This is a genomic window from Limnoglobus sp. (genome assembly GCF_059499385.1).
On record NZ_JCABYM010000094.1, the window covers coordinates 1 to 22,758 of the forward strand.

A 22,758-nucleotide genomic window follows, 5' to 3' on the forward strand; every position below is an offset into this window, starting at 1 on the left:
TGGCGCCCCCCACCCCGGGGGGGGTGGTGCGCGGCGCCCGCCCCCGGTGCTACCCGCCTCCAACGCGATCCTCACCGGACCGGAAAGGCTTAACCCCCCTCCCTAACCCTCCCCCCCAAGGGGGGAGGGAACAAAGCCGATCATCGCGACCGTGTAACCGGAGCCTGAGTCATGCTTGCCACATCGTTCCGCCGGACCGTGTCGGTCGCCCGCAAAGAATTCCTGCACATGCTCCGCGACCCCGGCACGCTGTTCTTCGCGCTGGCGATCCCGGTCATGGAGCTGTTCATGCTCGGGTACGCCATCGACACGAACGTCCGGCACGTCCGCACGGTCGTGTACGACGCCTGCCAGACGCAGGAGAGCCGGGCGCTGGTGCGGGTGTTTGAAACGTCCGACCACTTCGACGTGGCGGAGATGGTCTACCACGACGACGCGCTGTCCCAGCGGATCGTCGCCGGGAAGGCGCACGTCGGGATCAAGATTCCGGAGGACTTCTCCCGCCGCCTCGCCGCCGGGCAGACGGCGCAGGTGCTCGTCCTGGTGGACGGGTCCGACTCGTCGGTCGCGTCCACGGCGCTGAACGTCAGCAGTTCCATCGCGCTGCAGGAGTCGCTCAAGCACGTCCTCGCCGACCGGCCGATGCCGATCGACGCCCGGTCGCGGGTGCTGTTCAACCCGGACACGCGGACGGCCAACTTTTTCATCCCCGGCCTATTGGTGTTCCTCTGCCAAATGATGGCGTCCATGCTCACGGCCAACGCCATCGTCCGCGAAAAGGAGAACGGCACGCTGGAACAACTGTTCATGACCCCGGTGCGGCCCGGCGAGCTGATGGTCGGCAAGGTCGTGCCGTACCTCGTGCTGTCGTTCGTGCAGTTCCTGACCATCGCGACGCTGATGCGGGTCGTGTTCCAGGTCCCGGTGGCCGGGAACTTCCTGACGCTGTTGGCGATCAACTTCCCGTTCGTCCTGGCGGCCCTCGGCGTCGGGCTGATGATCTCGGCGAAGGCGAACACGCGGGAGGAGGCCGGGCAGAAGGTGATGGGGAGCGTGCTGCCGTGCGTGTTCCTGTCCGGGTACATCTTCCCGACGGAGTCGATGCCGGAGGTGCTGAAGCCGGTGGCGAACATGATCCCGACGACGTGGATGATCGACGCGGCCCGCGGCGTGATCCTCCGCGGGGCGGGGTGGGCGGAGCTGTGGGTGAACGCGGCCGTGCTGACGGGGATGGCCGGGCTGTTCATGACGCTCGCGGCGGTGTCGTTCAAGAAGCGGAGTTGAGGGGGGTTACTCGGCCGTCAAATCCTCGTCCAGCACCTCGCGGACCTTGTGCGCCAGCACCATCGGCGAGAACGGCTTCTGCAGGAAGTTCACCCTCTCGTGCAGGACGCCGTGGCGGACGACGGCGTCGTCCGTGTACCCGCTCAGGAACAGCACCCGCAGCCCCGGCTGTGTCGCGAGCAGCCGCTCGGACACCTCCCGCCCGCCGAGGCCGGGCATCACCACGTCCGTCACGAGGATGTCGATCGGCCCGCCGTGCTGGGCCGCCACCCGCAGCGCTTCTTCGCCGTCGCTCGCTTCGAGGATCGCGTACCCGCAGTTCGTCAGGACGTGGCGGGTCAGCCCGCGGACGCCGTCCTCGTCCTCCACCAGCAGCACCGTCTCCGACCCCCGCGGCGGCATCCGGACGCCGGACCGGGCCTTCGCGGCCTCGACCGGCTCGCCGGTGCGGGGGAGGTAAATCTTGAACGTCGTGCCGATGCCGACCTCGCTGTACACGCCGACCAGCCCGCCGGACTGCTTGACGATGCCGTACACGGTGGACAGCCCGAGGCCGGTCCCCTTGCCCGGCCCCTTCGTCGTGAAGAACGGGTCGAATACGCGGGCCTTCACCTCCGGCCGCATCCCGCACCCGGTGTCGGAGACGGCGAGCAGCACGTGCGGCCCCGGCTTCGCGTCCGCGTGGTCGCGGGTGTAGTGCTCGTCCAGCTCGACGTTCGCCGTCTCGATCGTCAGCTTGCCGCCGGTCGGCATCGCGTCGCGGGCGTTGACCACGAGGTTCAACAGCACCTGCTCGACCTGCCCGGCGTCGGCCCACACGAAGTCGAGGTTCGGGGCGAGGCTCGTGGACAGCCGCACGTCCTCGCCGATCAGCCGGCGGAGCATTTTCTCCGTGTCCGCGACGACCGTGTTCAGGTTCAGGATCTTCGGCGCGAGCACCTGCTGGCGGCTGAACGCGAGCAGCTGCCGCGTCAGCCCGGCCGACCGCTCGCCGGCCCGCTTGATCTCCTCGATGAGTTCGCTCGACGAGTAGTCGATCGCGCCGCTCTCCAGGAGCAGGCTGCTGTACCCGATGATGACGGTGAGGAGGTTGTTGAAGTCGTGGGCGACGCCGCCGGCGAGCTGGCCGACGGCCTCCATCTTCTGCGCCTGCCGGAGCTGCGCCTCCAGGTTCCGCCGGTCCGTCACGTCGCGGGTGACGGCGAGCTGGGCGACCGCCCCGGCCGCCGTCGGCAGCGGGACGGCCCGCGTCTCCATGTGCCGGCGGACGCCGTTCGGCCCGACCATCTCGAAGTCGAGCGCCCCGCCCTTGCCGCCGCAGACTTGCTGGTTGAACTTCCGGTACGCGTCCCGCTGGTGCGGGACGACGAGGTCGTACACGCACCGGCCGACGGCTTGCTCCGCGGTCGCGCCGAGCATGGCCAGCCCGGCCGGGTTCATTTGCAACAGCGTCCCGTCGGCCGCGACGACCTTCACGCACTCCGGGGTCGATTCGACCATCGCCCGGAACCGCTCCTCGCTGGCCCGCAGCGCCGCCTCGGCCCGCTTCCGCTCCGTCACGTCGCGGATCACCCCGAGCAGGTGGGTGGCGTGGCCGGGCAACTCGATGTACGTGCTGGTGACTTCCAGATCGACGGTCCGGCCGTCCCGGAGGACCATCCGCCGCTCCTCCCGCGGCACGATGGCGCGGTCCCGGAACCGCTCGCGGTAGCGGCGCTGCGGCTCGGCCCAGTCCCGGTCCCCGGCGTAGGTCGCGGTGAACGGGCGGCCGACCAACGCCTCCCGCGGCATCCCGAACAGCCGGCAGAACGCGGCGTTGACGGCGACGATCACCCCGTCCTCGTCGAGCAGCCGCATCGCGTCGAACGCGGCTTCCCACACCGTCTGGAACCGGGCCTCCGAGTCGTTCAGCGCGTCCTCGGTCCGCTTCCGGTCGGTGATGTCCTGGAGCGTGCCGACCATCTGCACCGGCCGCCCGGCCCCGTCGTAGGTCGCCCGGCCGAAGCTCGCCAGCCACCGCACGGCCCCGGCCGGGGCCACGACGCGGAACTCGGCCGCGAACGTCGTCTCGCCCGCCAGGGCCGCCCGGATCGCGGCGACCGTCGGCCCGGCGTCGTCCGGGTGGAGCAGCGCGCGGAAGTCGTCGAACGTGCCGCCGAAGGATTCGACGCCCATGATCGCGTGGCACGCGGCCGACCAGAAGACGGCGTTCGTCCGCACGTCCCACTCCCAGACGCCGGTGCGGGCGGCGTCGAGGGCGAGGTGCAGCCGGGCCTCGCTGGCCGTCACCGTCTGCCGCGCCCACACGTCGAGCGTCCGCCGATGGCGGTGTTCGAGCGCGTGCTTCACCGCCGGGCCGAGCCGGGCGAGCCGGTCTTTCAACACGAAGTCGGTCGCCCCCCGCTTGACGGCATCGACCGCCGCTTCCGGGTCGGCCGCGGCGGCGGCGACGACGACCGGGACGGCCGCGTCCTGTTCGTCCAAGACGGCCAGCACGCGGTCGAGGCCGAACGACGGCCGGTCGAAGTCGCACACGACCAGGTCGGGCGGCGGGTTTAGGGCGGCTAGGAAATCGGATTCGGTGGAGACGGGGTGAACGGCCGGGCGGTACCCGGCGGCCCGCAGCTCGCGGGCGACGGCCGCGGCGTCCGCGGACGGACCTTCGACGACGAGGACGCGGATGGGGGCGACGGTCACGGACTGGGCACTCGCGGGAGCCGGGACGAACGGAAGGGACGGCCGGGGCCGTGGGACGTACCGGCGACTCTTCAAATCTCTACCTCAGTATCGACGCGCGCGGGCGTTCGTTTGTTCCTCCGGGTTCGGTTTTGCGAAGAATCGGCGTCGCGCGAAATCCCGCCCCCCGGCGGAATTGAGCGCGGGGGCGGGCCGCCATTTCGTTCTTGCGCCACCGGGGGATATCATGTAAAAAGCAAGGCGTGGACCGCCCGCGCGGGGGGGGTGAGGCGATGGTCAGCGAGTACCGGCCGGGCGATTACATCGTCTACCGGAAGGCGAAGAGTTCCTCCAATCCGGGGCCGAACGCCTGCGAGGTGTACCCGGCCCCGAACGGCGACACGTACCACTACGCGGTGAAGAAGTACTACCGCGTCCTCGGCGTGCTGCCGGGCGGCAAGGTGCTCGTGTACACCCGGCAGGGGCGGCAGCACACGCTGTCCGCCGCCGACCCGTCCCTCCGCCGGGCGGCGTGGTGGGAACGGCTACTGTACCGCGGCCGGTTCCCGAACATGCCGACCCCCGCCGCCGCCCCGAGCGAGTCCGCGAGCGTCGCCCACGACGACTGACCGCGGCCGCTCACTTGTCGGTCAGGTACGCCGCGGCAAATTCCTTCACCGCCGTCGCCACCTTGTCGGCCGTGTCCGTCAGCTTGTCCTTGGTCCGGTAGTCGCCGCCGAACTCCAGCTGGATCGCGTCGATGCCGAAGTCGCCGCGGCCGTAGGTCCGCACGATGTCCCCGCCGTTGAGCGATGCGTACTCCTTGCCCGCGGGGTCGGCCGGGTAGACCTTGCACCCGGTCGCGGCGAGCAGCCCGAAGAAGCTCTTCGGCCCGGTGTGGGCCTTCGGGCCGAACCGGTCGGTGAGCAGCTTCACCGTCTCGCCGTCCTTCGTCCCGCGGATGATCGCGTCCTTCATCGCCCCCTGGCCGTGAACGTCGAGCAAGAGGCCGCGGCCGTGCTTCGCCTTCACGGCCTTGCAGTACGCGGCGAGCGTGTCGCGGTAGGCGTCGTAAGTCGGCATCGCCCTCGCGTCCTCGTAGGCGATCTCCGGCGGCCGGTTCGCGTCGATGTACTTGCGGTGGAACGTCGCCGCGACGAGGTATGGCTTCTTCCCCGTCTTCTTCTCGATGGCCTCCGCCAGCGCGGCCGCGAGTTCCTCCGTGTTCCCGTCGCGGCCGGCGAAGTACCCGTTGCCCCCCTTCTCCAGCCCCTCGCCCTTGCGGGGCGGGACGCCGGGCACGTCCTTCGTGCCGCCGTGCGGGGCCGAGAGGATGACCGGGAGGGTTCCCTCTTGCGTCGTCACGAGGTCGCTCTTCGGGGGCTTGGGGGATTGGGCCGAAACGGTGAGGGAACTGAGGAGGAGGCATGTCAGGGCGGTCATGCGGGCGAAACTCCGGAAGTGTCGTCCAACGCTGCCGAAGGTATTGATATAGCCGCCGGCTGGCCGGCGGGGTTTTGGGCGTCGCAAAACCCCGCCGGCAAGCCGGCGGCTATATGAAGACGGTCACCACGGGTGTGCCCTTACCGGCCGAAATCCCAGATGCCAAGCCGCCCGGTCGGCGCGGCCCCACCACCTGCTCCCATCATCCCCGCCCCTGGTATTCCGCCGGCCATCCCCCCGCCCGGCCCGCCGCGAACGGCCTGCGGCCGCTCCAGCACAGCCAGCGTCGGCCGGTCCGGGGCGAACGCCAGCGTCAGGTGGTGGTCCGTCTCCCACCGCTTGACCGGCTTGCCGGTCGCGTTGTCGTACACGATGACGTAAGCCCGCGGCGAAGACTGCACAGCCGGCATCACCTTTCCGGGTGGCCCGCCGAAGCTGCCATCGCCGCCGGGGGCGGTCGGCGGCTGTGGCGCGTTGACTTCCCGCACGACCGTCAGTCGGCCGTCGTGCGAGAGGTGGTGCTCGGTCAGCTTTCGCTTCTCAGTAACGGGGTACTTCTTCAATTCGCGGCCGGAGATCGCGTCGAAAACGTACACGACCTGGTCCAGTCCGAACGCCACCGTCTTCGCGTCGCGGCTGACGACCACGTCCAGCCCTGGGAGGTCTTCGACCGGCGGCTTCCACGCGAACCGCTTCCGGTTCGATTTGCAGTCCCAGACGTGGACCTCCTGAACGTAGGACTGGATGACCTCCTCGTTGCCGAGTGCCGCGAACCGGACCTTCTTCTGGACGCGGGCGGCCGTGACGGCGGCCGTGCCGTCGGCGCTCCACGCCAGGATTTCTTCATCCGTCCGGAAGACGACGCGGCTCACCCGGCCGGTCGTATAGTCGATCTCCCGCAGCTCGGCCTTGTCGAGGTCGGTGTCGTAGATGACGGACAGGACGGCCCGGCCGTCGGCCGTTAACGTCGTCACCAAGTCCGAATCGTCCGTCAACTCGCCCTGATGAACGATGGCACTCTTCTCGTCTTGCTGGAGGTACAGCCGCCGGACGATCAACTTGTTCTGAACGTTGATCCCTCCGACCTCCCGCAATTGAAGCACGACCCCTCGGGGCTCGGTCGGGTGCAGGCCGATCACCTCGCCTTGCACGTACTCCAGGGACGTGTTGGTGGGCGGCGGTGCCACCGGCTGCAACCCGGTGTCGTTCAACTTGAACAGTTGGACCCAAGAGTGAGTCGTACCGAAGTCGTTGCGCGGGTGCTGGCCGACCGCGCTCAAGACGACTTGCTTCCCGTCGGCGGCCCAGTGGATCGCCTGCAACTCGCCCGCGACGGGGGCGATGCCCCGCGGTCGCGGCGGGCCGAGTTTCGCCTCCGGTTTTGCGTCCGCGACCACGGCCGCCGGCTTCGCAGGCGGGTTACCGCCCGCGGCGGTCGGCGGCTTCGCCGGGTCGCTGGCCAGGCCGACGCCGAGGGCCGTCGCCGCCAGCACGCCGCCGCCGAGCAGGAGGAGTTTCCGTATCATCGTCAGGCCCTCGCGGGAGAGGTGGAGGATCGGGTCGGCCACCAGGCCGCCGGCCGCCCACGCGGCGGCGGTTTCGAGCGTCTTCTGAATCAGCACGTCCGGCACGGCCGCCGTCGCGATCGACGCGAGCGCCGGTAGCGTCAGCACGACGCCCCGGCGGGCCAGCCGCCGGGCGAGCAGCTTCCGCCCCTTCGCCAGCCGGCTGCTCAGCGTGCCTTCGGGAATTCCGAGTTGCGTCGCCGCCGCGGCCCGCGGGAGCTGTTGCACGTCGCACAGCAGGATCGCCTGCCGGTACCACGCCGGAAGCGCGGCCAGTTCCGCGTCGATGACCGGCCACAGGTCGGCCCCGTCCGCCGGCGGGGGCGTCGTCGGTTCCGGCATGTTCGCCTCCGACACCTCGCGGCGGCGGGGCGTCCGCCGCCGGGCCTTCCGCGCTACCCGCACGGCCACGCCATACAGCCACGACGCGAGCAGGTGCGGCTCCCGGATCGTGCCCGCGCCGCGGGCCAGCACGAGGAACACGGCCTGGAACGCGTCCTCCGCGTCCTGGGCGTGGCCGACGACCCGGCGGCACGCGGCGAGGACGAGCGGCCCGTGCCGGCGGACGAGCGCCTCGAACGCGGCCCCGTCGCGGGTCGCCGCGTACCGCCGCACCAGGTCGGCGTCGGACTCGGCCGACGCGGGCCGGAGGCGGGCGAAGAAGTTGGCCGTGCGGTTCGCGGTCATGCGGGACGGTTCCTTCAATCAAGCTGTACCCCGTCGGGCGGCGGCGCGTCGCGCGATTTTCCCGTTCCCCGATCTTCGGCTACCCGCGGCGAGAAGGGAAGTCAAACCCGGTCGGCGGCACGTGAGATGCATCGTTCGACGGGATCACGGGGTTTCCGACGTTATGATGGGGGAATTCATGGCCGCCGACCGAACCACGCCGGACGACGAGGCCGCGACGCCGGCCGACGTGCTGACGCCGCACGACGACGCGGACGCGAAGGACGGGCGAGACGTGGCGGAAGAACTCGCGCCGGGGATCGTGGACCCGCGCCCCCTCGGCGGGCCGGAGATTCTCGACCCGCCGCCGCCGGGCCTGCCGCTGCCGGAGGACGCCGGCGAGCGGAAGGACTGACTTCGGCCGGCGAACGCGCCGTCACTGTTGCGGCGGGTTGACCTCGCGAATCGTCGCGCCCTGGTCGTCGCTGAGGACGAGGACCGCGAACTTCGTCGTCGGCTGCCGCTCCGGCGTGCTCACGCTCGCGTAGTCGAACCGGCCGCGGATGTCCGTGTACCCGTCCTTGTGGAACTTCACCGTGCCGTCCGCCAGCTTCGCGTACACCTTCACGTACACCTTCGACAGCGGCTTCGCCCCGGCCGCGTCCGCGACGCGGACCTGGCCGTAGTTCTCCGTCCACTTCACGTCCATCGCCGTCGCGTAGTACGCCGCCGACCGCGCCTTGCCGGCCGCAACCACCTCGACCAGCACGTTCTTCTTCGCGAACGCCTCGTAGATGGGGACCGCCGTCTTGCCGCTCGCGGCGGGCAGCTTCACCACCTTCGTAGCGTTCGGCCGGATCGACGCGAACTGCCCTCCGGACTGCTGCACGAACGGGTTCCGGCTGAACAGCAGTTCCACGTCCATCTGGTAGTAGTTGACCGTCACCGCCTCCACGTTCTGCCACGACAGGTTGACGGTCTTGCCTTCCACGCTCATCTCGAACGTCGGTTCCGTGGCGGCGAGGTTCCCCTGCTTCTGGTCGCGGTCGTCGGTGTCGGCGACCTTGTTCCCCTTCCCCTCGGCCTCGTCGAGTTGGTTGATGATCGTCGCGAACGTGTTCCGCCACTTGTCCACCGGGTAGGCGGTGTACTTCATCGCCACCGACCGGGCGTGGGCCGTGTCCTCGCGGTAGAAGTCCAGGTACGCGGCACAGTAGTCGTACTGCATCTTCGTGGCGACCCGCTCCGGGTTCACAGTGCCGAACGCGGCGAACGCCTCGTCCACCCGGTCCTGCAACAGCAGGTAGTACGTGACGGCCAGCCGGTCGGCGTCGTCCAGGTCGCGGCGGTACGTCAGCATCTTCAGCGTGGCGGCGTACTGCCCGAACAGCCGGTCGTTGACGATCTGCCGCCGCTTGCCGAGGGCATGGGCGCGGGCGTTCACCAGCGGCTTGTACTCCAGGTGCTCGTACTGGTGGCGGGCGACCGGATCGACGACGAGCAGCGGACTCGCGATCGGCCCGCCGACCTCGTTGACGAACCCGTCCATGTGCCGGAGGAACTCGCGCGAGGTCGGCAGGTCGGCGTGCAGGAGGCCGTAGCTCCAGGTCGTCGGGTGGTACAGGTGGCGCTCGTGGAGCAACTTCGTCACCGCCTCGAAGAACCCGCGGTCCTTCAGGCGGAACGCGACTCTGTCAAGGTTGAGTGCCCGCACGTTCTCGCGGGTCAGGAACGCCAGCACCTCGTCGGTGGTGCCGTTTTGCGAGACGTAGTCCCAACTCGTGGTGTCGAGCTTCGTCGGCTTGTCCACGACGGTGAACGTCACCGGGGCGGCGGCCGCGACGAACTTCTCCGCCTTGCCGACGTGGACCGGGAACTGCGGGAACGTCCCCGCTTTCGGGAAGTAGAAGAAGTAGTCGATCGTCGCCGTGCGGTACGGTTCGAGGTCGAGCACGACCGTCTTCGTGGGCTGGCCGTTGGCCACCGGGATCGCGCCGACCGGCAGTTGCACGAGCGCCGTTAACTTCTGCCGGCTGGACGTGGGGTTCGTGACCACGACCTGCCCGCCGTAAACGACGTGAACCAGAAACTCGCCGGTCACGAACTTGTCGAGCCGCTCGCCGTTCTCGTCCTTGAACCGGTTGCCGTTGCGGTAGAAGTTCTGGCTGACGAGGATCGGCACTTGCCCCGGCTGCGCGTCGGCCGGCCGCACCTCTTCGTGGAACGCGATGGCGTGCCCGGCCGGGGTGAGCGTCATCTTGCCGGCGTCGAACTTCAGGTCGTGCCGCCCGGCCTCCGCGGGCAGATCGAGCACGGCCAGGGCGTACATCATCTCCGTGAAGTTCCGGGACGCGTCCGCCAGGTGGCGGGACAGGAACGGACCGTTCCCGGCGTGCCGGCTGTAGTCCAGCCAGAACGGGCTGACCGGCACGAGGTCCGCGAGCTGCGCCTGGATCGGCAGCTTGTAGTAGTTGTTTTCGGCCCACTCCATCGTCGGGTCGAGCCGCCGGTAGAACTGCCGGACCATCCGCCGGCCGGCGCGGTCGTCCTCGAAGAACTCGGCTTCCTTCTTTTGCAGTTGTTCGGCCCGGTCGAGGGCCTCCACCTGCTTTTCGAGTTTGTCCGAGGCTTTCGTGGCCCCCATCCGCTTCTTCGCGTCGTCGAACTTGCGGCCGCCGCTGCCGTCGCGCTGCGCGTCCTTCGCCATCCGCTCGAACTCGGCCTGCGACTTACCCTCGTTGGCCCCGAACCCGAACCCGCCAGCCGCGCCGGGCTTCGGCGCGGGCAGGCCCCCGCGGGCCTCGCCCGGCGGCATGGCCGGCTCGTCGGCCCCGCGCGGCTCGCCCTTCGCCAGCTCCTTCAGCTGGTCCTTGTACCGCTCGCCCCGCGCGCGGTTGAACGAGTCGTCGCCGAGGCCGCCGCTGTTCACGGCCGTGTCGAACAGGAAGATGTCGCGGTCGATCCGCGGCGGGAGCAGCCGCAGCAGGTCGTCGAAGTGGCGGGTCGTTTTCGCCGGCTCGCCGTTGATCCGCTGCGCGAGCAGCACCCGCTCCACGCTGTTGAGGCGGCCGTAGGTCCACGGCTTCAGGTAGTCGCCGAGGTCGGCCTCCAGCAGGTAGTGGTCGAGGAACGTCTTGTCCTTCTTGTTCGCCAGGTACGGCCGCACCACGGCGGCGAAGAACTCGCGGTCCTTCTTGAACAGGAAGAAGTTCAACTCGTGGCAACTGTACTTCGAGTACGTCGCCCGCTTCTCCTCGGGCTTCAGCTTCTGCCACGTCAGCACGAACGCGAACTCGGCCAGCTTCGGGTCCTTCGAGAGAGTCGCGTACAGCGAGTAGACCTTCGCCGAGCTGTCGAACAGCTCGAACCGGCTGCCGGTGATGTCGTTCAGCGTGAACACCTGGCCGGGGGCGAGGACGCTGACCTGCTTCTGCTGCGTGAAGTGCTTCGCCGGGTCGAGGCCGGCGGCGAGCCGGAGGTCGGCGAACTTCGCCGGCTGCTCCGGCAGGGTGAAGCTCTTCACCGTGGTCGAGAGCGGATCGACGGCGACGACGTGGATCATCGACTGCGGGCCGAGACCCTTCCGCGGCAGCCGGACGACGCCGTCCCGGTCCGGCACGAGGTTGACGACGACGGCGGACGCCTCCGCGAGGAAGTCGAGGTTCGCGAAGCCGGGGCTGACTGCGGCCGCGGCGGGTTCGGCCTTTGCCGGCGCGGGGGCGGCGACCGCCGGCGGGGTCGCCCCGCCCGCACCGCCGAACGCGCCACCGGCCTCCGCCAACTGCTCGCCGGTTTCCGTCGTGCGGATCGCCCACGGGTTGAGCAGCAGTTGCGGCCGGTCGAGCATGTTGCCGGGAAACTTCTTCTGCGCCCGCCGGTCGAGGACGTAGCGGTACTCGTCGCCGATGTTGCGGCCGGTCAGGTACACGGACGCCGCGTGGCCGGGGTAGACGCCGCCGAGTTCCGCGGCCCGGACGCGGCCGAGGTTCGCGTAAGCCGAGTACGCCGGCTGGTACCGCGTGGCGAAGACGTGGACGCGGGCGAACTTCGACCCGTCCGTCAGGCGGATGACCAGGTCGTCGGCCTCGGCCTTGATCTCGCGGATGGCGACCGGCTTCAGCCGCGGCAGTTCCATGTGCCGCGTTGAACCCAGGACGTGCCCGGCCTGCACGACGCCGTCCACGATGCGGACGCGGACGCGCTCGTGCTGCTTCTTCAAGTACAGGTCGTAGTCCCCGGCCGCGAGGCCGCGGAGTTCGAGCAACCCGTTGGCGATGGCGAGCGAATCGAACTTGTCGGCGCGGATCGCACTGCCGCGGACCTCGAACAGCGCGAACTCCGCCCGCGTCGGCGTCGCCGCCGTGCCGAGGTACGGGACCGTCACCACGTCGCCGGACTTCGCGTGCAGCACCTGCCGATACGTGTGCCGGTCCGTGGACAGGGTCCAGGCGTGCGACGTGCCCTCCGGCCCGGTCGCGGTGACGGTGGCGATGTCAACCAACGCCCCCAGGTTGACGCGGCCCCGCGCGTCCGTCTTCAGCGACACGCCCACCGCTTCGCGGAAGTCCTTGTGCTTGATGCTGAGATGAACGGCCCGGTCCGGCTTCGCCTCCCCGGTACGGCCGAGCAGCTCGACGACGTACTCGTCGCCGAACTTCGCAAGGTGCAGGTCCTCGACCTTGTCCGTGCGGTCGATCTCGTTCAGCGGGAAGGTTTCACCGGCGGACACGTCCACCGTCTTGCCGGTGCTCAGGTTCTTCACCTTCGCGAACAGTTGCACGGCCAGCGACACCGTCCGGCCGGGGACGCGGAAGTCGTGCGTCGATTCCCGGTCCTCGTACAACTTGAAGTCCGGCACTTCCACGCTCGTCGGGATGCCGTTCAGGTCCGTGGACGTGACGCGGAGCTTCACCTCCTCGAGCAGCTTGACCGACACCGGCAGTCCGTTGAGGTACAGGCCGGGGCGGACGATGAGCTGCGCCACCCGCTGCGTCAGCAGGCTCTCGCGATCGACGTGGAACCCGACGGCGAGGCCGTAGCTCTCCGCGCGGTGGTCGATGAAGTCGAGGCTGGCGAACGCCCCGCGGCGCAAGACGACGGGCCGGCGGCCGGGGCTGTTGCTGTACGGCACGGTCACGACGCCGTCCTTGTCGGGCGTGTACTCCGTGCCGCCGAGCCACACCGTCGCGTCCGGCACGACCTTGTTCGCCTCGTCCACCACGCGGACGGTCTGCCCGGCCGTGCCGAGCGCGACGACCGGCCGCAGCCGGCCCTTCCGGACGAGCGCCCGGCTGCTTTTCCCGCCGCCGATGAAGTCGATGACGTACACGCCCGGCTTGTTCAGCTCCGGGAACTCGAACGTCCGCCCGACCCGCCGCAGCGGGGCGTCGGCGTACGCATGGACCTTCTCGCTGTTCGCGACGAGGCCGTCGAGGTTGATGTCGGTGTCGATCTCCGCGAGCGTGTTGCGGTACACGTTCGCCGTGTTGATCTCGAACACCTTCACGAGCAGCGACGGCACGTTCTTGACGAACAACTCCAGCTTCACCGGCTCGTCGGTCGCGTAGTCGGTCTTGTTCGTGTACGCGAAGTCGATGTCGATCCGCTCCTTGATGGCGCGGAACAGTTCCGGCGGCAACTTCGCGGCCCACTCCTCGGCGTCGCCCAGGCCGTTCTCCGCCTTCGTCTCGGCGAACAGGTGCTTCAGGTACACGTCGTTCACATACGGCTCGAAGTCCTTCGTACTCGTTGCCTCGACGAAGAAATGCTTGAGGTAACTCCGCACCAGTTCCTCGTCCCCGCCGACGCGGGGCAGGAGCGTCAGGGGCGAGTAGTCGGCGTTCAGATCGACCGGGTGGCGGCGGGCGTCGTCGGACTCCAGCATCGCCTTCGACATGTACCCCTGCTGCCGCGGCAGCTTCAGGTACGCGATGAACCGCTCCTTGTCGTAGCTGCCTTGCGCCCGGTCGAACGCGAGCCGGTGGTAGAGGACGTGCGCCTTCAGCGAGTTGAACGCCGGCGGCAGCTTCTCGACGAACGCCCACAGCCGGTCGAGGTACGCGAGGGTCTGCTTCTGATCCCGCTTCCAGTCGGCGTCGGCCCCCGGCTGCAGCCGCACGATGTAGACATTCACGAACGCCAGCGTCGTGGACACGCCGGGGTGAACCTTCACCAGCTCGTCGAGCTGCGCGAGCGTGAGCTGCGAGTGGATGCCGATGGACCCGAACCCGCCGGAGTGCGGGGCCTTCAGGTCGGCGTCGATCAGGTCGATCAGCTTCGCCTGGTCCGGCCGCGTCAGCCGTTGCAACAGGTGGCGGCGCTTCTCCCAGTTCAGCTCCACGCCGGCCAGCCAGTCGAGCGCCGCGTCCTCGAAGTTGTCGGTGTTGCCCCACCGCCGCAGCGAATCCGTCAGCAGCGTGTCGCGGGCGATCCGCTTTTGGTCCAGCCGCGTCGGCAGGTTCGGGGCGACGCCGAGGACCTCCTTCTGGTGGTTGAAGTGCAGGTTCAGCCGGCCGCGGACGTAGTCGAGCGTCCGCTTCGGGTCGCGCTCGTAGGAGAGCAGCATCTGCCGCGTCTGAATTTCGGTGAACCGGCCGGTCTGCCCGTGTCGTTCGAGCCACGGCTTCTGGAACGCGTCGAGCTTCTCGAACTGCTCGGTGTTGAGGAAGTGCAGGCAGTGGTAGTAGTAGTAGTCCTCGGTCCCGGGGATGAGCTGCTTCAGCGCGGCGGCCCGGTCCTTCGCCAGCGCGAAGTCCTCGGCGAACGGCACGTCGGCCGCGACCGCGGCGGGGAGGAGCGCCATCATGACGGCGAGTCCGAGGGAGAAGCGGTTCATCGTCGCACCCTGTTCGAGGAGGCCCGGCCCGCGGGCTGCCGACAGGGTAGCAGAATGTGTGTTTCGCGTCTGTAACGGGTCAGACCGACGCCGGTAACTTCCAGTCGATCGGCCCGTGGCCGAACCCTTCGAGGGCGGCGTTGATCTTCGAGAACGGCTTGCTGCCGAAGAACCCGTTCGCCGCGGACAGCGGCGACGGGTGGGCCGACTGGACGATCGCGTGCTTCGATGCGTCGATGAGCGGCTTCTTCTTCCCGGCGTACCCGCCCCACAGCACGAACACGGCCGGGGCGTCCCGCGACCCGACGGCCTTCAGGGCCGCGTCCGTGAACTTCTCCCACCCCTTGTTCGCGTGCGAGTTCGGCGACCCGGCCCGCACGGTCAGCACGGCGTTCAGCATCAGCACGCCCTGCTTCGCCCACGCGGACAGGTAGCCGTGCTTCGCCGGCGGGATGCCGAGGTCGGATTGCAGTTCCTTGTAAATGTTCCGCAGCGACGCCGGCAGCGCGACGCCCGGCCGCACGGAGAAGCAGAGGCCGTGGGCGTGCCCCGGCGTCGGGTACGGATCCTGGCCGAGCAGCACGACCTTGACCCGGTCGAACGGCGTGTACTCGAAGGCGTTGAACACGTCCGCCGGGGCCGGGAAGATGTCGTGTTCCTCGCGCTCGGCGGCGACGAACGCTTGGAGCTGCGTGAAGTACGGCTGGGCGAATTCCTTCCCCAGGACCGGAACCCACGCGGCCGGGAAGTCCGGCGGGGGCGGCGCGGCTTCCGCCGGCTCGTCGAACAAGGACGGGGTGTCGGGGGCCTTCTTCTTCGCCATGATCGGGTGTCCGGGTCTGAAAATGAAAACGCCCACCGCGCAAGGTGGGCGTCTCATTCTAGGCGACCATAGTAGTAGGCACACTCCGTCTGCCGTCTCCTTTGTGCCGCGGTGCGTTCCTTCCGGTTTCCGCGGCCGGCAGGAGACGGCACACGGAGTGTGCCTACTACTATGTCACACCAGCTCCTTGATCGGCGCGCCGCCCGGCAGCATCGGCATCGGGCGGCCGGTCCCGTCCGGGAAGCTCGCGTTCGCGTAGTCGATGCGGAGGTGCTGGAACACCGTCGCCCACAGGTCCTCCGGGACCATCGGCCGGTCCTTCGGGACCTCCGCCTTGCTCGTCGTGCTGCCGACCGCTTGGCCCATCCTGAACCCGCCGCCGCTGACGAGGATCGACATCGCCATCGGCCAGTGGTCGCGGCCCGGCTGCGTCACCCCCGTTTGCGTCCCCTTGCTGTACTCGACCTTCGGCGTGCGGCCGAACTCGCCCGTCACCACGAGCAACACCCGGCGGTCCAGGCCGCGATTGTAGATGTCCTCGATGAGTGCGGAGATCGCCTGGTCCAGAAACCCGAGCTTGTACTTCGTGTCGTTGAAGATGTGGCAGTTGACGGCGTGCGAGTCCCAGTTGTAGCAGTGGTCCTTCGCCGTCGCCTCGCCGGGCGGGGTGGCGTTCTCCAGCACCATCGTCACCCAGCTCGCGCCGTGCTCCACCAGCCGCCGGGCCATGAGGGCCCGCTGGCCGTACCGGTGGCGGCCGTAGCGGTCCCGCAGCTTCGCCGGCTCCTTCGACAGGTCGAACGCCCCCTTCGCCGTGTCGGTGGTCACCAACTCCAGCGCCCGCTGCCGGAGCACGTCCTGCGCCGCGGCGCTGCCGGTCCGCTCGCCGACGAGCGGCTTGTTCACCTTCTCCAACAGCGCGAGCCGGTCGGCGATCTTCGCCTCCGTGCCGGGAAGTAGGGACAGGTTCTTCAGCTCGAACTTCTTGTCCGCCGGGTCGCCGACGACCATGAACGGGTAGGTGCTCGTGCCGAGGTACGACGCGCCGAAGCTGAACGTGTCGATCCCCTGGCGGCCGCCGTCCACGCCGCAGACGTAGTTCGGCACGCCGGCGTGCTTGTGCGCCAGCATCTTCGCGGCCATCGACCCGACCATCGGGTAGTCGTTGACGAACCCGGTCGGCTGGAGCGGGTCGCGGCCGGTCAGAAACTTCTTGTGGCCGCCACCGTGGTCCGCGAACGTGTGGGCCACGCTCCGGATAATCGCGTACTTGTCGGCCACCGTGGCCAGCTTCGGAAGGTGTTCGCAGATGTCGAGCCCGGGGACGTTCGTGCGGATCGGCCGGAACGCGCCGCGGTACTCCTCCGGGGCGTCCGGCTTCATGTCGAACGTGTCCTGGTGCGGCGGGCCGCCGGGCAGCCAGACGAAGATGACGGCCGGGTCGTTCGAGGACGTGGTCGCCTCCGCCCGGTACGGGGCGAGGCCGGACAGCCCGGCGGACGCGAGCGCGACGGACCCGAAGCGGAAGAAGTCGCGGCGGTTCGGGCCGGGGCAAGAACGAGGCGGCATTCGAGACGCTCCGAGGAGACGGGAGCCGTGGGGTGGGATGTGTTGAGGATAATCGGCCGGCGGGCGGGTGTCAAACGCGGACCGGGTCCCAACGGCGAACGGCACGGCGTGAGCGTGCCGGTGGAGCGCTCCACCGGCACGCTCACGCCGTGCCGTTCGCCAGAACGACCGCGGCCCCGGTCACCGACCGGGGCCGCGTCTCTTCATGACACCCTGTTACCCGACCCACGCGCCGGTCGTGCTGGCGAAGTCGTCGAACAGCACCTGGTCGTCCAGCTGCGTCGGCACGTTCGACGAGTTCAGCCGGCCGCCGGCGAACGACCGGATGCGGGACACGTTCCCGGCCCCCTCGCCGACGAGCAGGTCGGCCACCGAGTCGCCGTCGATGTTCTTCACCGCTACCCGGACGCCCTTGCGGGAGGTCGGGTCGAACGCGAAGAAGTTCACCAGCGCCGTCGGGGCCCCCGGCGTGAGGATGACGCTCTTGGACTCGAACACCTGGACCCGCGGCCCGCCGCCCGGCCCGCCGCCGGCCACCACGTCGTCCACCCCGTCCTTGTTGAAGTCGCCGGCGGACACGTACACGCCGTTGCGGAGGGTCAGCTCGAACGCGAAGAAGTCGGCGATCCGGGACAGGACGTTGCTCCGGGCGGCGACGCCGTCCAGCACGCTGATCCGCGGGCCGCCGCCGACCCCGGCCCCGGCGACGATGTCCGGGACGCCGTCCTCGATCGGCTGGCCGATGCCGTTGGCCGCCCGCGACCCGATGAACCCGCTCGCCAGCCGGACGCCGCCGCGGAACGTCGTCTCGAACACGAAGAAGTCGGCCATCGTCGCGCCGGTCTTGCCGTTGATCATCTTGACCCGCGGGCCGCCGCCCACGTCGGCGGCGACGACGATGTCGCTGAACCCGTCCTGGTCGAAGTCGGCCGTCGTGACGTTCAGCCCGCCGGTGAACGTGGACTCGAACACGACCTGGGTGAGGATCGTCTTGCCGGTCACGCCGTCCACGACGACGACCGTGGGGGTGGCCCCCGGCCCCGGCGCGATGACCATGTCCGGGGTCGTCGCCCCGTCCCCGTTCACGTCCCCGACGGCCACCCGCAGCTCGCCGGTGAAGCCGGGGAACGGGCTGAACCGGCTGCCGAGGACGATCTCGTTGGACGGCCCGAACGTGACGTAGGACGCGGACGTTTGGGACCCGCCGCTGGTGGCGGCGACCCGGAGGGCCTTCAGCGGCGGGTCGCCGCTGCCGCTGCCGGCGAGCGGCAGGGTGGTGACGTACACGTCCGTGTTCCCCGGCGTGATCGGGAACAGCGTGTCCAGGTTCGTGGCCGAGCTGGTGAACACGACCCGGCCGTTCTGCCCGATGTTGCCGACGAACGCCCCGAACGACGCCCCGTTGCCGGTCGCCGACCCGTTCGTGATCGTGCTGATGTACGCCGTCGTGTTCAGCGCCCGGTCGCGGAGGAGCACGTCGCTGACGCCGTTCGTGTCGGCCGTCGTGCTGGCGAGCACGTAGTCCGACCCGTCGCTCTGGAACGTGACGTACCGGCCGTCCGGCCCGATCGCTGGGATGGTCGCCGCCTTCGCCCCGGTCTGCTTGCCGTCCGCCCGGACGCTGGCGGCCGACACGGTCAGGCCGACCAAGTCCTTGACGAACACGTCGTTGGCGTTGTTCGCGTCCTTGAGCGTCGCGGCCGGGAACATGTTCGACGACGTGCTGGTGAACACGGCGGCGCTGGCCCCGGAACTGATCTGGTACGACCGCGGGTCCACAGTGTTGTTCACCACGTTGCCGATCGGCAGCGCCCCGTTGCCGGGGGTGGACGTGGACCCGGAGACGGCGGTGACGAGCACGGCCGGGTCGCCGATCTCGCCGTTCATCCGGCGGAAGTAGAGCTCCTGGCGGGTGGTGTCGCCGCCGAACGCCGGCACGATCTGGCTGCCGGCCGTGTTGCCCACGCTGGTCGTGAACAGCACCGCGACGGGGTCGTTGCGGGCGAGGATGGCGTTCTGCGCGTTCCCGCCGCCGCCGCCGGACGACGTGACCGTCCCCTTGTTCGTCGTGTCCGACCCGGTCGTGACGAGCCGGACGATGTTCGCCACGTCCACCGTCGAGCCGAACTGCGTCCAGTAGACGTTGTCCCCGTCCGACGCGCCGTACGTCCGCTTGTTGAACGTCCCGTTGACGCCGCTGCGGAGGTTGAGCTGGGCGGCGTCCACGTTGCTGACGAACGTGGCCGTCAGCCCGTCCCCGCCGAGGTACCGGCCGAGCGGGTCCACCCGGATTTGCGTCGTGCCGAGCGACCCGAACGTCGTGAAGCTCGGGACGGTGGCGAACACCGTGGACGTGGGCGGGGTGGCCGTCAGGTTCACGTCGATGACGCTCCGGTCGCCGCTGAAGATCTTCGACATCGCGGTCGTGTAGAAGTTCCCCGGCGTCTCCTGCTGCGGCACGAACGTCGGCTGGCCGATGTCCGTGAAGTCGGTCAGGAAGATGTCGTTGCTCACGTCCCCGTTGTCGAACACGAGGAACTCGGCGGCGTTCGTGACGCGGGTGATGCCCTGGCCGGGGGCCCCGAAGTTCCGCTGCGGCAGCGCGTCCTGGGCGCTGTGGGACGACACGAACGACACCCGGCTGCCGTCCGACGAGAGGGCCGGGTTGAACGAGTCGGTCCGCCGGCCGAACGCCTGGTTCGGGTTCGACGCGCCGCCGGCGAAGAACGTCCGGCTGGCCAGCTTCGTGTCCCCGGTCTGGGACGACCACCGGAACACGTCGAGCGTCGCGTTCCCCCGGTCCGGGGCGGTCGTCCGGGTGATGTCCGTCGAGTTCGGGGACAGGGACGCGGTGATGTACAGACTGTCCACCAGGCTCACGTCGAGCCGGGAGTTGAACGCGACGAACTTCCCGTCCCCGCTGATCGACGCCTCGCTGAACGAGTCCACGCCGGGGATGGCCTTGCTGTACGTCGTCTTCCGGTCGAACTGGTAGCTCGTCTTGTTCGTCGTCCCGTCGATGGAGATCGTGGGCAGGTTCGTGACCAGCCGGACCTCGCCGGTCAGCAGGTCGGTCCAGAACAGGTCCTTCGTGCCGGGGATGTCCACCTGCCCCTGGATGAGGTTGGACGCGAGCGACGAGAAGATGGCGAACCGGCCGTCGTCGCTCATGCCGAGGACGGTGGCGGACGCATCCCCGGACCCGAGCAGCGTGTTGCTGCGGTCCACGAGGTTCGCCGCCGGCGTCGTCCGGTCTTCGAGGGCTTGCAGGCTCAGCAAGGCGGACCGGCGGGTATTCTTTTTCTTGGTTGACACGGCGGATGCCTCGTTGCGGAACAGGCGGGCGATCGACACGAAGGGCATAACGACCTCGGCTGTGCGGCACGTCCCGTCGGGATGGTTTCTGGCTCTCGACCGAAATTCACGTCCGTCATCATCCCGACGGTTTGGTCGGGCGAAAAGTTTGCTCGATCGGCCCGCCCGTCGCGGCCCGGTTCCCGGCCGGCGCGAGGGGTTGGACCGACTGAGGAACTTGTAACGCCGTCGGGACGCGGGCGTTCACTCGGCGAGAAGCATTCCTCTCAGGCATCGGCGAGTTCCGGTGCGGCCACGAAAATGAATCCCCAGTTTTGCGCCGCCGCACTTCCCGCCGGGTTTCCCCACCCGCTCACCCCGAGCAACTGGCACGCCGGGCAAACCCGTTCTAGGTGTTAACCGACCTACAATCGAGCGCGTTACTTTAGGCCGTCGGGCGAGAACAACGGTTACCGTTTCCCGGCCTTAACAGTGACCCCCCAAGCCCCGTCCCCCGGGGCCGTCGTTCGATCCCCCCGTCCCGGTCCGCCGAGCCGGACCGTCCGTCGCGAATCCCCGCACCAGCTCCGCGCGCCGCTGCCGTGGCCCCACGGCCCAGGCCTGCGCGTGCCCGCGGGGGGAACGGAATCGACCGGCCGGCCGGACGCCGCCCACTCGACACAGACCCCGTGTGACCCCCGACATGCCCCGGTTGCTTCGCACCCCGTTGGCCCTGGAAGCCCTCGACGGCCGGATCGTCCCGGCCGTGACGTTGCAGTTCGACTACTCGCTGGATTCCAACGGCTTCTTCGCGGACCCCGCCCGCCGGGCCGCGCTGGAGAAGGCCGGGGCGGACCTTGTGTCCCGGCTGGACGCGAACTTCTCCGCCATCGCCCCGCTCCTCGGCAACTCGTGGAGCCTGCTCCTCAACAGCCCGGCGAGCGGGGCGCAGGTCGAGATCCCGAACAAGACGATCCCGGCGAACACGATCGTCGTTTACGCCGGCGGCTACCGTCTCGACGGGGCGGAGGCCGGCGAGGGCGGGTACGGCGGCTACCGCGGCGGCGGCGACTCGGCGTGGCTGAACACCCTCCGCACCCGCGGGTGGTCCGGGTTCTCCCTGTGGGGCGGGTCGCTCGCGTTCGACCTCGACCAGAACTGGAACTTCTCGGCGAACGCCCCGGCCGTCGGGCAGACCGACTTCTACACGGTGGCGACCCACGAGCTGGGCCACCTGCTCGGGTTCGGCACGGCGGACGAGTACTTCCGGCTCGTGTCCGGCGGGGCGTTCACCGGGCCGAAGGCGACGGCCGCGAACGGCGGGGTGGCCCCGCGGGTGTCCGGCGACCTCGGCCACTGGGCGCAGGGGGCGCACGACCACGACGGCGACCATGCGTCGCTCCAGCCGTTCCTCGTGTCCGGCCAGCGGTACGGGTTCTCCGAGTTGGACTACGCGGTGTTGGACGACATCGGGTGGACGGTGACCGGCACGGCGAGCAGCCCGCCGACGACGCCGGCCCCGATCACCCCGGCCCCGAGCGTGCCGGCCGTGCCGCCGGCGCTGCCGGTCGGCCAGGCGGAAGTCACGGCGGACCTGTTGCCGGTGAGCAAGCCGGACGGGTCGGTGCAACTCTACCGGCTGAACGCGGCGAACCAGGCGGCGCCGGTGGGGGCCGCGTACTACCCGTTCGGCGGGTTCGGCGGCTCCGTCCGCGCGACGACCGCGGACGTGACCGGGGACGGCACGCCGGACCTCGTGTTCGCGGCCGGGCCGGGGGCCGGGTCGCAAATTCGCGTCGTGGACGGCGCGAGCGGCGAGGAAGTCGGCAGCGCCTTCTCCGCGTTCGAGCCGACGTACACCGGCGGGCTGTTCGTGGCCGCGGCGGACATCGACGGCGACGGCCGGGCGGACGTGATCGTCAGCCCGGACCGCGGCGGCGGCGGCCGGGTGTCGGCGTTCAGCTTCGCCACCGGCACGGCCCGGATGGTCTCGAACTTCTTCGGCATCGACGACCCGAACTTCCGCGGCGGTGCCCGCGTCGCGGCGGCGGACGTGAACGGCGACGGGGCGGCCGACCTCGTCGTCGGGGCCGGGTTCGGCGGCGGCCCGCGGGTCGCGATCTTCGACGGGAAGACGCTGACGAACCCGAACCCGCGGCGGCTGGTGAACGACTTCTACGCGTTCGGCGGGGCGGACGTGGCCGGCCTCCGCAACGGCATCTACCTCGCCGCCGGCGACCTGAACGGCGACGGCAAGGCCGAGGTGATCTTCGGCGGCGGCCCCGGCGGCGGCCCGCGGGTGGTCGTGGCGGACGGCGCGGCCCTGCTCCGCAACCCGCTCGCGGCGGTCGCGGCCCCGGTCGGCAACTTCTTCGCGTTCGAATCCACCGAGCGCGGCGGCGTCCGCCCGACGGTCCGCGACGTGGACAAGGACGGCCGCCCCGACCTGATCGTCGGCAGCGGCCAGCGGGTTCCGGCGGCGATCAAGGTGTACACGGCCGCGACCAGCACCTGGGACGGCGGCGAGCCGGGCACCGGCTACTTCAGCGAGCCGTTCGGCGGCAGCACCATCCCGGACGGCGTGTACGTGGGGTGACGCACCG

At 69.7% G+C, this 22,758-nt stretch carries 11 protein-coding genes; 4 read left to right on the forward strand and 7 right to left on the reverse strand.

The genetic code is table 11. The annotated features are described in order from the left end of the window. Positions 1 to 171 precede the first annotated feature (171 nt). Positions 172 to 1,284: an ABC transporter permease gene (locus AC5JJ2_RS16930; protein ID WP_495859196.1), complete on the forward strand. Its 1,113-nt coding sequence runs from the start codon at positions 172 to 174 to the stop codon at positions 1,282 to 1,284. Between the two features lie 6 nt (positions 1,285 to 1,290). Here the strand turns inward: AC5JJ2_RS16930 and AC5JJ2_RS16935 are convergent, their stop codons facing one another. Continuing rightward, positions 1,291 to 3,981, reverse strand: a complete 2,691-nt coding sequence (locus tag AC5JJ2_RS16935) for a PAS domain S-box protein (RefSeq protein WP_495859197.1) — start codon at positions 3,979 to 3,981, stop codon at positions 1,291 to 1,293. A 272-nt stretch (positions 3,982 to 4,253) separates the two neighbouring features. Between AC5JJ2_RS16935 and AC5JJ2_RS16940 the strand changes: the two genes are divergently transcribed. Continuing rightward, positions 4,254 to 4,589, forward strand: a complete 336-nt coding sequence (locus AC5JJ2_RS16940; RefSeq protein WP_495859198.1) for a hypothetical protein — start codon at positions 4,254 to 4,256, stop codon at positions 4,587 to 4,589. A 10-nt stretch (positions 4,590 to 4,599) separates the two neighbouring features. Here the strand turns inward: AC5JJ2_RS16940 and AC5JJ2_RS16945 are convergent, their stop codons facing one another. Next, complete coding sequence (locus AC5JJ2_RS16945; protein ID WP_495859199.1) at positions 4,600 to 5,403, reverse strand: N-formylglutamate amidohydrolase; 804 nt, start codon at positions 5,401 to 5,403, stop codon at positions 4,600 to 4,602. A 140-nt stretch (positions 5,404 to 5,543) separates the two neighbouring features. Next, entirely contained in the window at positions 5,544 to 7,655 is a 2,112-nt protein-coding gene (locus tag AC5JJ2_RS16950; RefSeq protein ID WP_495859200.1) for a sigma-70 family RNA polymerase sigma factor, read from the reverse strand. Positions 7,656 to 7,833: 178 nt separating this feature from the next. Between AC5JJ2_RS16950 and AC5JJ2_RS16955 the strand changes: the two genes are divergently transcribed. Beyond that, positions 7,834 to 8,049, forward strand: a complete 216-nt coding sequence (locus tag AC5JJ2_RS16955; RefSeq protein ID WP_495859201.1) for a hypothetical protein — start codon at positions 7,834 to 7,836, stop codon at positions 8,047 to 8,049. Positions 8,050 to 8,070: 21 nt separating this feature from the next. Here the strand turns inward: AC5JJ2_RS16955 and AC5JJ2_RS16960 are convergent, their stop codons facing one another. From AC5JJ2_RS16960 to AC5JJ2_RS16975, 4 genes are all read right to left on the reverse strand, one after another. Further along, a complete protein-coding gene (locus tag AC5JJ2_RS16960) occupies positions 8,071 to 14,469 on the reverse strand; it encodes a hypothetical protein (RefSeq protein ID WP_495859202.1) in 6,399 nt (2,132 codons plus the stop codon). A gap of 79 nt (positions 14,470 to 14,548) precedes the next feature. Then, complete coding sequence (locus AC5JJ2_RS16965) at positions 14,549 to 15,292, reverse strand: uracil-DNA glycosylase (RefSeq protein WP_495859203.1); 744 nt, start codon at positions 15,290 to 15,292, stop codon at positions 14,549 to 14,551. 174 nt (positions 15,293 to 15,466) lie between these two features. Next, positions 15,467 to 16,861: a DUF1501 domain-containing protein gene (locus AC5JJ2_RS16970; protein WP_495859204.1), complete on the reverse strand. Its 1,395-nt coding sequence runs from the start codon at positions 16,859 to 16,861 to the stop codon at positions 15,467 to 15,469. A 216-nt stretch (positions 16,862 to 17,077) separates the two neighbouring features. After that, complete coding sequence (locus tag AC5JJ2_RS16975) at positions 17,078 to 20,224, reverse strand: hypothetical protein (protein WP_495859205.1); 3,147 nt, start codon at positions 20,222 to 20,224, stop codon at positions 17,078 to 17,080. Positions 20,225 to 20,858: 634 nt separating this feature from the next. On the opposite strand from AC5JJ2_RS16975, the gene AC5JJ2_RS16980 reads away from it, so the two are divergent. Continuing rightward, on the forward strand, positions 20,859 to 22,751 hold the full coding sequence (locus AC5JJ2_RS16980; RefSeq protein WP_495859206.1) for an FG-GAP-like repeat-containing protein: 1,893 nt from the start codon (positions 20,859 to 20,861) through the stop codon (positions 22,749 to 22,751). The last annotated feature ends 7 nt before the right edge of the window (positions 22,752 to 22,758 follow it).